The 12,907-nt window shown below is 42.5% G+C and carries 11 protein-coding genes; 10 read left to right on the top strand and 1 reads right to left on the bottom strand.

The window, feature by feature from the left end:
* Positions 1-46: 46 nt before the first annotated feature.
* From WKT11_RS16385 to WKT11_RS16350, 8 genes are all read left to right on the top strand, one after another.
* The gene (locus tag WKT11_RS16385; RefSeq protein ID WP_118247909.1) at positions 47-1,090 is read left to right on the top strand and encodes an ABC transporter substrate-binding protein; all 1,044 of its coding nucleotides are present in this window, start codon (positions 47-49) and stop codon (positions 1,088-1,090) included.
* 149 nt (positions 1,091-1,239) lie between these two features.
* Positions 1,240-2,760: a sugar ABC transporter ATP-binding protein gene (locus WKT11_RS16380; protein ID WP_118247908.1), complete on the top strand. Its 1,521-nt coding sequence runs from the start codon at positions 1,240-1,242 to the stop codon at positions 2,758-2,760.
* Positions 2,760-3,815, top strand: a complete 1,056-nt coding sequence (locus WKT11_RS16375) for an ABC transporter permease (protein ID WP_118247907.1) — start codon at positions 2,760-2,762, stop codon at positions 3,813-3,815. The genes WKT11_RS16380 and WKT11_RS16375 overlap by 1 nt, the downstream gene beginning before the upstream one ends.
* Complete coding sequence (locus tag WKT11_RS16370) at positions 3,815-4,840, top strand: ABC transporter permease subunit (RefSeq protein WP_117674885.1); 1,026 nt, start codon at positions 3,815-3,817, stop codon at positions 4,838-4,840. The genes WKT11_RS16375 and WKT11_RS16370 overlap by 1 nt, the downstream gene beginning before the upstream one ends.
* A gap of 546 nt (positions 4,841-5,386) precedes the next feature.
* Positions 5,387-6,247: a class I SAM-dependent methyltransferase gene (locus tag WKT11_RS16365; RefSeq protein ID WP_117674884.1), complete on the top strand. Its 861-nt coding sequence runs from the start codon at positions 5,387-5,389 to the stop codon at positions 6,245-6,247.
* 30 nt (positions 6,248-6,277) lie between these two features.
* A complete protein-coding gene (locus WKT11_RS16360) occupies positions 6,278-7,141 on the top strand; it encodes a YitT family protein (RefSeq protein ID WP_117674883.1) in 864 nt (287 codons plus the stop codon).
* Positions 7,142-7,321: 180 nt separating this feature from the next.
* Positions 7,322-7,507, top strand: a complete 186-nt coding sequence (locus tag WKT11_RS16355) for a hypothetical protein (RefSeq protein ID WP_118247906.1) — start codon at positions 7,322-7,324, stop codon at positions 7,505-7,507.
* Positions 7,508-7,729: 222 nt separating this feature from the next.
* On the top strand, positions 7,730-9,043 hold the full coding sequence (locus WKT11_RS16350) for a phosphodiester glycosidase family protein (RefSeq protein WP_340285211.1): 1,314 nt from the start codon (positions 7,730-7,732) through the stop codon (positions 9,041-9,043).
* Here WKT11_RS16350 and WKT11_RS16345 read toward each other — a convergent pair.
* On the bottom strand, positions 9,028-9,189 hold the full coding sequence (locus tag WKT11_RS16345) for a hypothetical protein (protein ID WP_178761628.1): 162 nt from the start codon (positions 9,187-9,189) through the stop codon (positions 9,028-9,030). The two genes, WKT11_RS16350 and WKT11_RS16345, sit on opposite strands and share 16 nt — an antisense overlap.
* Positions 9,190-10,123: 934 nt before the next feature.
* Here WKT11_RS16345 and WKT11_RS16340 point away from each other — a divergent pair.
* Positions 10,124-11,410, top strand: coding sequence for an aminotransferase (locus WKT11_RS16340; RefSeq protein ID WP_117844368.1), 1,287 nt, complete (start codon positions 10,124-10,126; stop codon positions 11,408-11,410).
* 112 nt (positions 11,411-11,522) lie between these two features.
* The gene (locus tag WKT11_RS16335; RefSeq protein ID WP_118137932.1) at positions 11,523-12,902 is read left to right on the top strand and encodes a L,D-transpeptidase family protein; all 1,380 of its coding nucleotides are present in this window, start codon (positions 11,523-11,525) and stop codon (positions 12,900-12,902) included.
* Positions 12,903-12,907: the final 5 nt, after the last annotated feature.

The following is a 12,907-nucleotide window of genomic DNA, read 5'->3' as shown; positions in this document are numbered from 1 at the left end:
TTTACTATAATAAAGACATCTTAAATGAATCGGGAGGATTTACAAAATGAAGAAAAAAATCGTGTCAGCTTTATTAACAGCAACTATGGTATGCGGTATGTGTGTAGTTCCTACAGTGGGTGTAGCAGCAGCGGACGACACAATCACAGTTGGTTTTTCACAGGTAGGTGCAGAATCTGACTGGCGTACAGCAAATACAGAATCCATGAAATCCACATTCAGCGAAGAGAACGGATACAACTTAATCTTCGACGATGCACAGCAGAAACAGGAAAACCAGTTAACAGCAATTCGTAACTTCATCCAGCAGGAAGTTGACTATATTGTACTTGCTCCTGTAACAGAGACAGGTTGGGATACAGTTCTCCAGGAAGCAAAAGATGCAGGAATCCCAGTAATCATCGTAGACCGTATGGTTGATGTATCTGATGACAGCCTTTACACAGCATGGGTTGGCTCAAACTTCAAACTTGAAGGTCAGAAAGCTATGGCATGGCTGGATGCATATCTGGAAGCAAAGGGACGTGGAGATGAAGAAATAAATCTTGTTGATATCCAGGGAACCATCGGTGCATCTGCTCAGATCGGACGTACACAGGGATTTGACGATGCGGTAGAGGCTCATGACAACTGGACAACACTTGCACAGCAGTCAGGTGAATTTACACAGGCCAAAGGTCAGGAAGTTATGGAATCTATCCTGAAACAGAGCGGTGATGACATTGATGTTGTTTACTGTGAGAATGATAACGAAGCATTTGGTGCAATTGATGCCATCGAAGCAGCTGGTTATGAGGTTGGTGGAGAAGAAGGCCAGATCCTTGTAATGTCCTTCGATACAACAAACGCTGGTCTTACAGATACATTAAGCGGAAAGATCACACTGGATACAGAGTGTAACCCATTACACGGACCACGTGTACAGGAAATCATCGAGAAGCTTGAAGCTGGCGAAGAGGTTGACAAACAGGCTTATGTAGATGAAGAAATGTTTGCAGCTGATGATACAGTTACATCTATCAAAGTTGACGACGCTGACTATGAAGTAACAACTATTACACAGGACATCATTGATGGACGTGCATACTAATTATTAGTGTAAATCCGGAGCGTGGTTCATAATTCGGAGAAACCCGGGTTGCGGACCACGCTACCTTTATGCCATGAATTAACCCGCTTTGCTGAAAAAAATTCAGCGATGAGGGGTAAAAACCAGTATAGAAAGCAGGTGGAAAGATTATGGAACAAAATGTAGTATTGGAGATGCGCGATATTTCCAAAAATTTCACTGGCGTTCGTGCCCTTTCCCATGTGGACTTTACCCTTCGTAAAGGTGAGATCCACGCACTGATGGGTGAGAACGGTGCAGGTAAATCAACACTGATCAAGGTGCTGACCGGTGTTCACGAATTTGAAAGCGGTTCTATTCATATGGCCGGAAACAGCAATGCAATTTTAAATCATTCTCCGCAGGAGGCACAGGCAAACGGTATCAGTACAGTGTACCAGGAAGTAAATCTCTGCCCGAATCTGACTGTAGCCGAGAATTTATTTATCGGCAGAGAGCCGAGAAAGATGGGAATGATTGATTGGAAGCAGATGAATGAGCGCTCAGGAAAACTTCTTGAGAGCCTGGACATTCATGTGCCGCCAACACAGATGCTGGAAGAATGTTCCATCGCTATCCAGCAGATGATCGCAATTGCACGTGCAGTTGATATGAAATGCCGTGTGCTGATCCTGGATGAGCCAACCTCATCACTGGATGACGATGAAGTTGAGAAGCTGTTTGTACTTATGAGAAGACTTCGTGACGAAGGAGTAGGTATTATCTTTGTCACCCATTTCCTTGAACAGGTATATGCAGTCTGCGACAGAATTACAGTTCTTCGTAACGGCGAACTGGTAGGAGAATATGAGACAAAGGATCTTCCGAGAGTTATGCTGGTTGCCAAGATGATGGGTAAAGATTTTGATGATCTTGCTGATATTAAAGGCGAGCACAAAGATAAGAAACAGGGAAAACCTGAACCTGTTATTGAAGCAAAAGGAATTTCCCATAAAGGAACCATTAAACCCTTCGACATTACTATTAACAAGGGAGAAGTTATTGGTCTTACAGGACTTCTTGGTTCCGGACGTTCTGAACTGGTTCGTGCAATCTATGGTGCAGATAAGGCTGAGACAGGAACCCTTAAGGTAAAGGGAAAAGAAGCAAAGATCAACAGTCCTCTGGATGCCATGAAACTTGGTATGGCATATCTTCCGGAAGACAGAAAAGCAGAAGGTATCATTGCAGATCTTTCTGTAAGAGAAAATATTATTATAGCGCTCCAGGCTAAACGGGGTATGTTCCATCCATTAAGCAGAAAAGAAATGGATGAAGCAGCCGATAAGTATATTAAATTACTGCAGATCAAGACTGCAAGCCGTGAAACACCGATCAAGAGTCTGTCAGGCGGTAACCAGCAGAAGGTTATCCTTGGAAGATGGCTTCTGACAAATCCGGATTATCTGATTCTGGATGAGCCCACCAGAGGTATTGATATCGGTACAAAGACTGAAATCCAGAAACTGGTTCTTGATCTTGCAGATCAGGGAATGGCAGTTACATTTATCTCCTCAGAGGTTGAGGAAATGCTCCGTACCTGTTCCCGTATGGCAGTTCTTCGTGACGGTCAGAAGGTAGGCGAGCTGGAAGAGAATGAACTTTCCCAGAGCGGAGTTATGAAAGCTATTGCCGGAGGTGACGATAAATAATGAATAAGAGTAAATTAAAGAAAATAACAAGTGCGCGTCTGTTTCTTCCTATCGTGTGTCTCATCGCCGTACTTTTGCTCAATGTGATTAAGACACCGGACTTCTTTAATGTATCTATTCGAAACGGTGTACTTTACGGTTATATCATTGACGTTATCAATCGTGCTTCAGAGCTGGTTATCCTTGCAATCGGTATGACACTGGTAACAGCGGCATCCGGTGGGCAGGATATCAGTGTTGGTGCAATCATGGCTGTAGCAGCTGCAGTTTGCTGCCAGGTTCTTTCCGGCGGACAGGTTTCTGTAAATGAGTATCAGAACTCGATTATTATTGCAGTGATTGCAGCACTTCTTGCATCTGCATTATGTGGTGCATTCAATGGATTTCTGGTAGCTAAGCTGAATATTCAGCCGATGGTTGCAACTCTGATCCTTTATACAGCCGGACGTGGTATTGCACAGCTTGTAACAAATGGACAGATTACTTATATTCGTGTGGATTCTTTCAAGATGGCAGGTGGTTACATTGGAAAGTGTCCAGTCCCAACTCCTATTTTCTTTGCGATCATCACAGTTTTAATTGTTTACCTGATCCTGAAGAAAACAGCACTTGGTCTTTACATTGAAAGTGTTGGTATTAATGGAAAGGCAGCCCGCCTTGTTGGATTAAATTCCACAATGATCAAATTCCTTACTTATGTCATTTGCGGTGTGCTGGCTGGTATTGCCGGAATCGTGGCATCCAGCCGTATCTATTCCGCAGATGCAAACAACATTGGTCTTAACCTGGAAATGGATGCCATCCTTGCAGTAGCACTTGGCGGAAACTTCCTTGGCGGTGGTAAATTCAGTCTGATCGGCTCTGTAATCGGTGCCTATACAATTCAGGCTCTGACCACAACACTCTATGCAATGAACGTAAAGGCTGACCAGCTTCCTGTATATAAGGCAATCGTAGTTGTCATCATCGTTACTCTGCAGAGTGATGTATTTAAGAAATATATTGCTGGCTTAAAAGCAAAGAAAAGCGTGGCAGCAGAAGGAGGTCAGAAGTAATGAAAGCAAATGGAATGCAGAAAAAGAAAATGACAGGAAACGGCTTCCTGCTTCTGATAACTATCGCATTATTCGCAGTAATGTATATCGCAGGCATGATTATCTTTGCTGATAAAGGTTTTGCAAAACCTCAGATGTTTCTGAACCTGTTTGTATCCAATGCAGGCCTTCTGGTTATTGCGTGTGGACTTACGATTGTAATGATCACAGGTGGTATTGATATTTCCGTAGGTTCTGTAACCGCACTTGTTTGTATGGTTCTTGCAGATCTGATGGAGAATAAAGGTGTTAATACATATGTGGCAGTTTTAGTTGCACTGCTGATTGGTGTTGCTTTTGGTATTGTACAGGGATTTCTGGTAGCTTATCTTGATATCCAGCCATTTATCGTAACCTTAGCAGGTATGTTCTTTGGACGTGGTATGACAGCTATCATCAGTACAGATATGATTTCTATTAAGAATGAATTGTTCCTGAAATGGGCTAACTATCGTTTCTATATGCCTTTTGGTTCTACTAATAAAAAAGGTAAATTCATTCCAGCGTACATTCCACCGACAGTTGTGATTGCATTGATCGTTGTAATTATTATTGCAGTTCTTCTGAAATATCGTAAATTTGGACGTAAACTTTATGCAATCGGTGGTAACCGTCAGAGTGCATTGATGATGGGGCTGAATGTTAAGAAGACTATGTTCCAGGCTTATATTCTGGATGGTTTCCTTGCAGGTCTTGGTGGATTCCTGTTCTGTTTAAACAGCTGTGCAGGTTTCGTAGAGCAGGCGAAAGGTCTTGAGATGGATGCAATTTCATCAGCGGTTATTGGTGGTACACTTCTTTCTGGTGGTGTTGGTACTCCAATCGGTACTCTGTTTGGTGTTCTGATTAAGGGTACAATTTCCAGTTTGATTACTACTCAGGGTACTTTGTCAAGCTGGTGGGTAAGAATTATTCTTTCTGTACTGCTTTGCTTCTTTATTGTTATTCAGTCTGTGATTGCTTCTATGAAGAAGAAAAGTAAATAAGGTGTGATTATGCAAGCTGGGACTCGTGGAGAGTTCTGGCTTGTTTTTTTGTATTAATAGGGACGCGCGAAGCAGCATCTCTCTGTGGGCTCAGTTCCGGGGGCTAAGTAACTCTAAGATTTGGAAAATCCGCTAAAAGCATGAAGAAAAATGCAAAACTCGCTCCGCCTCCGACTTCGCTCAGACACGTTGCTATTTTTCTTCATAACGCGGATTCCCCAAACCTAAGAGTTACTAAGCCCCCTCCAAATTCACCCACAGAGAGATACTGCTTCGCGCTGGGGACTGGCTGTGGGAAATGAGAATTGTATGTTCCACGTAATTTATAAATAGTGCTTTAGCTGTTTATAACTGCGAATTATGATGGTTTGCTTGATATTGGGGGGATTTTACTCTATACTTTAGGCAGTAGAAATATATGGATAGAGAAATGTTGCGGAATGTATGACTGGCAATGTCAGGAGTGGTTTTATTACTTTACTAATTGTTGATTATGTAGTACAATCGTAATTTATTATGCGTTTATTTAGGAGGATAAAATAGAAGATGTGGATTGCAGATGGATGGAAAGAATATGAGGTAATTGATACTTCCTGTGGGGAGAAGCTGGAGCGTTGGGGGGATTATCTTCTGGTGAGACCGGACCCGCAGGTTATCTGGGATACACCTAAGGTGAATAAGGGCTGGAAACATATGAATGGTCATTATCACAGAAGTAAGAAAGGCGGCGGTGAATGGGAGTTTTTTGATCTGCCGGAGCAGTGGGATATTCATTATAAGGATCTTACCTTTCATTTAAAGCCATTTAGTTTTAAACATACAGGTCTTTTCCCGGAGCAGGCTACAAACTGGGATTGGTTTGGAGATAAGATTCGTAATGCGGGACGTCCGGTGAAGGTGCTGAATCTTTTTGCTTACACTGGCGGTGCGACTTTGGCAGCGGCAGCTGCGGGAGCTTCTGTTACTCATGTAGATGCTTCTAAGGGTATGGTTACCTGGGCAAAGGAGAATGCGGTGGCTTCCGGTTTAGGGGATGCGCCGATCCGCTGGCTGGTGGATGACTGCGTGAAGTTTGTGGAGCGTGAGATCCGCAGAGGAAATCATTATGATGCGATTATTATGGATCCGCCTTCTTATGGCCGTGGACCGAAAGGGGAGATCTGGAAGATTGAGGATTGTATTCATGATCTGATTAAGCTTTGTACGAAGATTCTCAGTGATGATCCATTATTTTTCCTGATCAATTCTTATACAACCGGGCTGGCACCGGCGGTTCTGACTTATATGCTTTCTACGGAGCTTAAGAAGTTTGATGGTCGTGTGGATTCTCAGGAAATCGGGCTTCCGGTAAGTTCTAACGGACTGGTTCTGCCATGTGGTGCTTCCGGTAGATGGGAAGCAAAATAAACAAAATAAGAATAGTGTGAGATGTAAAAGATGAAAGAACTTAATTTAAAACACGAAGCTAAGCGTTACGGCTGTGCGGTTCTGGCAGCTACGATCATGGCTTTGAATATTAAAACGTTTGTGCGTGCAGGCGGTCTTTTTCCGGGAGGGTTTACAGGGCTTACACTGTTGATCCAGAATATTTTTCAGACATTTATGGGGATTGCGATTCCATATACACTTATTAATGTGTTACTGAATTCGATTCCGGTATTTATTGGTCTGAAGTTTATTGGAAAGAAGTTTACGATCAGTTCCTGCTGTGTGATCGTGCTGTCAGGTCTGCTTACGGATATTATTCCGAGTCAGCCAATCACTTATGATACGTTGCTTATCAGTATTTTTGGTGGTCTGATCAATGGTCTTTGTATCAGCCTTTGTCTGATCGGTAATACAAGTACCGGCGGAACGGATTTTATTGCGATTTATTTCTCTGAGAAGAGTGGCAGGGATATCTGGAATTATATTTTATGTGGAAATGCGGTGATCCTGACGGTTGCAGGTCTGTTGTTTGGATGGGACAGGGCACTGTATTCTATTATTTTCCAGTTTACTTCTACACAGGTGATTCAGATGCTGCACCAGAGATATAAGAAGCATACGTTGTTTATTATTACAAAGGAACCTTACCAGATTTATGAGGAAATCTTTAAACTGACGAATCATACGGCGACGCGCTTTGAAGGAACTGGATGTTATACGGATGAGAAGACCAGCATGATTTATTCTGTTGTGTCTACGGAAGAAGCGAAGTTTTTGGTAAAGAAGGTACATGAGATCGATCCGAAAGCCTTTGTAAATATTATCAAAACCGACTACATAAACGGAAGATTTTACCAGAAAACAGATTATTAATTACTTGTATTCTCCTTTTGTTAAAGTATAATGAAAGTACAAGAATTGTTGTTCATACGCCTGATACATGACAGGGATATTTGATATAGGATTTTTTGCTTTGAAGGGTGAATTGCCTGTGTTATTTTCTGAAGCTGTTATAGGTGGAGTGGGCAGCAATGTATAAGGAGGGTGATATTTATGAGCAATGCAACCGAAAGCACGCTTCCTTTCAACAGTAAAACAGGTTATGACCGTAAAGCCTGTAAGACGTGCGCCTGTTCCACCTGTTATGAACAGGAATTCTGCGACCGATGCAGTTCCTGCCAGAATCTGTCCCGGAAACTGGACCGGTGCAATGCCTATGAGGGAGCATATAACTATTAACCCTGAACCAAAAGCCGCTGTGTGATGCAGCGGTTTTTATGCTATTGTTTTGCATAAGATATTTGTGTGTAGTCAAAATCCTGAGGCACATAAACTTCCAACTATATGGATTCCTGAAAATTACAGATTTACCATATGATTCTGATATTATTATATCGTTGTTCCGATAATTTTTAATTATTGAGGAAAAGAACTCTAAATATAAATATTACAGGAGGCAGGATGAAAAGAAAATTAAACCTCAGAAAATTTATTATATTCCTGGTATTAGTATTATTTGTGGCAGCAGGTAGCACGGTACGTACAGTTTCTGTACAGGCGGCAACATATGTCAAACAGCAGAATACATCAGTCAGCATCACATCGAAGAAAACCGGCTGGCAGAAGATCAATGGAGCCTATTATTTTTATAATTCAAAAGGCAGAATGATATGTGGATCCTTTAAGTACAAAGGATATTATTACTACTGCACAGCCAATGGCAAACGTTTCACCGGCTGGATGAAACGCTCCGGAAATAAATACTATTATAACCGCAAAAACGGCGCAATGTTCCGCAATCGCTGGGCGACAGGAGATAAATATACTTACTATTTCGATAATTCCGGTATTGCCATAGCCGGTAAGTGGCTTACCCAAAATGGAAAGAAATACTATTTCCTCAGCAATTCAACCATGGCAAAAGGCTGGCAGAAAATAGGCGGATATTATTACTATTTCAGCAAAAAAACAGGAGTACTTGCGACAAATACCTGGATTGGCAACTATTATGTCAACAGCAAAGGCCGGCGAGTGAAAGCTTCAGACTCAAAACCAACAGTCAGCCAGAGTGGAAACACCTATACATACAAAAGCAGCACCTTAAATATTAAACTCTCCCGCAAATCAGTCCATGGAATATCCTACTGGGTAGCGCACATAAAAACAGCCAACGCCAAACAGCTGAAATCCGCCCTTTCCAATGGAACCTACGGTGGCCAGCGCCAGACCACTTCCAACGCAGTATCCTCCAACGGAGGAGTAATAGGCGTAAATGGCAGCGCCTTTGACTACGGCACAGGAAAACCATCTCCATTAGGTATGTGCATCAAAAACGGAATCATTTACGGCGACTACATGACCAGTTACTCCGTCATGGCAGTCAAAAACGATGGAACCATTTATACTCCCGCACAAGGCTTGATGGGCAAAGACCTCCTCGCCGCCGGAGTAAAAGACACCTACAACTTCGGCCCTATCCTGATCCAGAACGGGGAAGCCCAGCTCCCATGGGCAGAAACAGAGAAATACTATCCCCGCACAGCAGTAGGAATGGTAAAACCAAACGACTACGTTCTCCTTGTAACAGACACCGGAACCTACAACGGCTTAAACCACTGGGATATGGTAAACATATTCAAATCCTACGGCTGCACTTATGCCTACAACCTGGACGGCGGCGGCTCCGCAACCTTATACTTCAATGGCAAAGTAATGAACAAACTGATCGGAAACACCCAGCGCCCATGCGCTGACTTCCTCTACTTCACCCGATAACTTTTATCCTGGTAATCTTTTTCCAGATAATAATCACGCCTGCTCGCACACGCCGCCAGCGCCCAACACACCAAAACCAGCAGGGCAGCCCCAATAGCCAGCAACGCAAGCAGGACAACAATAAACACACGAATCAACAAAGACATAAAGAACCTCCTTTCAGATAAGAGTATCAAAAACGAAAAACAGCTCTTGTTTATAAGATATGATTTTTGAAGGTATTTATACACTTGGATAAGCCAGGCATATATTCATAGTTAAAACGGGGAACTTACTTGATTCGTAAAAAGATATCAGACTATTCCTGACAGGAATAATTCAGAAAATGAAAAGATCTGCCAGAGAGTGTTTGAAAAATGTTTTTTGCAAGATGCATGTCACAATTTTGGAGAATGATTTTTCGAACACGCTCTAACTATAGTATTTCCAGAAATGCTATAAATTTAATATACGCTGTTATACCCAAAAAGGCAAGCCGAAACTCTCGATGAATTTCGACCTTGCCTTTAAAATTAAATTACTGTTCACTCCGTTCTCAGTAACACGCATTGCAATGCATAGAATTTATGCGATTAGCATAAATTAAGTGATACTCCATGGGCTATGCACAAGGAGGTTTATATTTCCTGCGTAACAACATCCCAGCCGCTTTATCACTTCCACATCCAGTTCCCAGCGTGAAGCATATTCTCTTGCCAGGTGAATTTGGAGGGAGCTTAGTAACTCTTAGGCGGGAAAATTCTGCGTTATGAAGAAAAATAGCAACGTGTCTGAGCGAAGTTTGCAACGGAGCGAGTTTTGCATTTTTCTTCATGCTTTTAGCAGAATTTTCCCACCTTAGAGTTACTTAGCTCCCGGAACTGAACCTGGCAAGAGAATATGCTTCACGCGTCCCTCGTCAAGAAAGCATTCTCCCCGTGTTTTTGGTAAAATATTAACAATTCCCCAAAAACACTTGACAACCACAACTTTACCATACTAAAATGTAAAAAGCATAAAAAATGTTGCCACAGGAAAAACAAATGATTGCAGTATACGGAATCACCCCTTTCCACCCATGGCAGAACAAGGAGGAATATTATGAAAAAATACAGCGACATGAGCAGAGAAGAACTGCTTGCACTCAAAGCACAGCTGGATAAAGAATACGCAGACATCAAAGCACAGGGACTTGCCCTCGACATGTCACGTGGTAAGCCGGCAGCCGATCAGCTTGATCTTTCCATGGGATTAATGGACGTATTAAGCAGCGACTCAGACCTCAAATGTGAAACAGGTGTAGACTGCCGTAACTACGGTGTGATCGACGGTATTCCGGAAGCAAAACGTCTCCTTGGCGAAATGTCCGAAGTAGATCCTGACCACATCATCATCTACGGAAACTCCAGCCTTAACGTAATGTTCGACAGCATCGCACGTTCCATGACTCACGGCGTAATGGGAAATACACCATGGTGTAAACTTGACAAAGTAAAATTCCTCTGTCCTGTACCAGGATACGACCGTCATTTCAAAATCACAGAATTCTTCGGAATCGAAATGATCAACGTACCAATGACACCACAGGGTCCGGACATGGATATGGTAGAGAAACTTGTCAGCGAAGATGCAGCAATCAAAGGTATCTGGTGTGTACCGAAATACTCTAATCCACAGGGCTACACATACTCCAAAGAAACAGTAGAACGTTTCGCAAGACTGAAACCGGCAGCACCTGACTTCCGTATTTACTGGGATAACGCATACAGCATCCATCATCTCTATGATGAGAACCAGGACTTCCTCGTAGAGATCCTTGAGGAATGTACAAAAGCCGGAAATCCTGATATTGTATACAAATTTACATCAACATCAAAGGTAAGCTTCCCAGGATCCGGTATCGCAGCAGTAGCCGCTTCCAAAGCAAACCTGGAAGATTTCCGCAGCTACATGCAGATCCAGACAATCGGTCATGATAAATTAAACCAGTTACGTCACGTAAAATTTTTCAAAGACCTTGACGGACTTCATGCACATATGAGAAAACATGCAGCAATCATCCGTCCGAAATTCGAACTGGTTCTTGATACATTAGAGAAAGAACTCGGCGGCCTTGGAATCGGTGAGTGGACAAAACCACATGGCGGATACTTCATCTCCTTTGACTCCATGGAAGGATGCGCAAAAGCAATCGTTGCCAAAGCAAAAGAAGCAGGCGTTGTGCTTACAGGTGCCGGAGCAACATATCCATACGGAAAAGACCCGAAAGATTCCAATATCCGTATCGCGCCAAGCTTCCCGACACTGGAAGACCTTGGAAAAGCAGCAGAAGTATTTGTACTCTGTGTAAAACTCACAAGTGTAGAGAAATTACTGGAGAACGCTTAAAACAGAATAAACTGTATTTTACTTTCAGGATAAATAATGTATACTAAAACTGCCCGGCATAATCATTTGCCGGGCGGTTGCTGTTTATAAATAAGTTTGAAAGGGGAATGTTATGAGCGCCAGAAAGAAGATCATGATCACTCTGATCGTAATTTTACTCCTGCTGACCGCCGGAGTATATGGTTACGGTGTTTACTATTTTACAGAACATTTTTTACCGGGCTCAATGGTGAATGGATTCAACTGCTCTTACATGACAGTAAAAGAATCCGAAGAACTGCTTACAAAGAAAACAGAAGCTTACGTCCTTACGATTAATACCAGAAACAACGGCCAGGAGAGTATTACAGCAGAAGCAGCAGGACTTTCCTATGAGTCAGATGGAAGCGTGGATAACCTGATTAAGAAACAGGCTCGTTTTACCTGGTTTCTTGCCTTTAATCAGCACAAAAATTATGAAATCGCATCATCTGTTAAATATGATGAGCAGAAAGTAAACACAGCTATATCGAACCTCAAATGTATGCAGCCGGAGAACACAACAGAACCGTTAGATGCTCATATCGAAGAGAAAAACGATAAATTTGAGATTGTTCCTGAAGAACAGGGAAATGCCCTGAAGACAGAAGAAACCAGCCAGGATATCATAAATGCCCTTGTCACAGGAAGAACCCCGATCGATCTGGAAGCAGATGGCTGTTACAAAGAACCTGCAGTCTACCAAAATGATGAGACTCTGGTCAGGAACTGTGAGCTGATAAATAAACTTACAGACGTAGTTGTTACCTATGATTTTGATGACCGAACAGAGACAGTAGATAAAGAAGTAATTAAAAACTGGCTGACAACAGACGAAAATGGTCTTTACACACTTGACAAAAATCAGATAGAAGCGTATATCAGTGAACTGGCGGCAAAATATGATACCGTTGGAACCGAACGGACATTTAATACATATGATGGTCGTGAGATTTCTGTCGGCGGAGGTGACTATGGCTGGAAGATCGACCAGAAAGCAGAAACAAAAGAACTGCTTAGCCTGATTCAGAATGGAGAAACCCAGGTCAGAGAGCCGATATATTCTCATGAAGGTCTGGTACGAAAGACAAATGATATCGGATATACTTATATAGAGATTGACCTGACTGCCCAGAGAATGGTATTCTATAAAGATGGAATACCTACTGCGGATGCGCAGATCGTATCCGGAAATCCGTTTGTGCCAAACTGTGCAACACCGACAGGCTGCTATACAGTAGGTGAGATAAAGAGCGGATGTACCGTAAACGGAGAAGATTATCCTTCAGCAGTAAATTACTGGATTCCATTTAACGGAAATCTTGGAATCAATGATGCTCCATGGAGAACGGCTTTCGGAGAACAGCTTTATGAATTCGAGGGAACACATGGAAGTATCTGTGCACCGTCAGATCAGGTACAGATCATATACAGCAATGTTGAGAAGAATACACCAGTTGTGATTTATGAATAAAGGAG

Origin of the sequence: Blautia sp. HCN-1074 (assembly GCF_037890165.1) — a bacterium.
GTDB lineage: Bacteria > Bacillota > Clostridia > Lachnospirales > Lachnospiraceae > Blautia_A.
This window is presented reverse-complemented; position numbering and strand designations above follow the sequence as displayed.

Excerpts from the sequence above, each read along its gene's own strand:
- WKT11_RS16385 (WP_118247909.1), top strand. The coding sequence starts at position 47 with ATGAAGAAAAAAATCGTGTCAGCTTTATTAACAGCAACTATGGTATGC.
- WKT11_RS16380 (WP_118247908.1), top strand. The coding sequence starts at position 1,240 with ATGGAACAAAATGTAGTATTGGAGATGCGCGATATTTCCAAAAATTTC.
- WKT11_RS16375 (WP_118247907.1), top strand. The coding sequence starts at position 2,760 with ATGAATAAGAGTAAATTAAAGAAAATAACAAGTGCGCGTCTGTTTCTT.
- WKT11_RS16370 (WP_117674885.1), top strand. The coding sequence starts at position 3,815 with ATGAAAGCAAATGGAATGCAGAAAAAGAAAATGACAGGAAACGGCTTC.
- WKT11_RS16365 (WP_117674884.1), top strand. The coding sequence starts at position 5,387 with ATGTGGATTGCAGATGGATGGAAAGAATATGAGGTAATTGATACTTCC.
- WKT11_RS16360 (WP_117674883.1), top strand. The coding sequence starts at position 6,278 with ATGAAAGAACTTAATTTAAAACACGAAGCTAAGCGTTACGGCTGTGCG.
- WKT11_RS16355 (WP_118247906.1), top strand. The coding sequence starts at position 7,322 with ATGAGCAATGCAACCGAAAGCACGCTTCCTTTCAACAGTAAAACAGGT.
- WKT11_RS16350 (WP_340285211.1), top strand. The coding sequence starts at position 7,730 with ATGAAAAGAAAATTAAACCTCAGAAAATTTATTATATTCCTGGTATTA.
- WKT11_RS16345 (WP_178761628.1), bottom strand. The coding sequence starts at position 9,189 with ATGTCTTTGTTGATTCGTGTGTTTATTGTTGTCCTGCTTGCGTTGCTG.
- WKT11_RS16340 (WP_117844368.1), top strand. The coding sequence starts at position 10,124 with ATGAAAAAATACAGCGACATGAGCAGAGAAGAACTGCTTGCACTCAAA.
- WKT11_RS16335 (WP_118137932.1), top strand. The coding sequence starts at position 11,523 with ATGAGCGCCAGAAAGAAGATCATGATCACTCTGATCGTAATTTTACTC.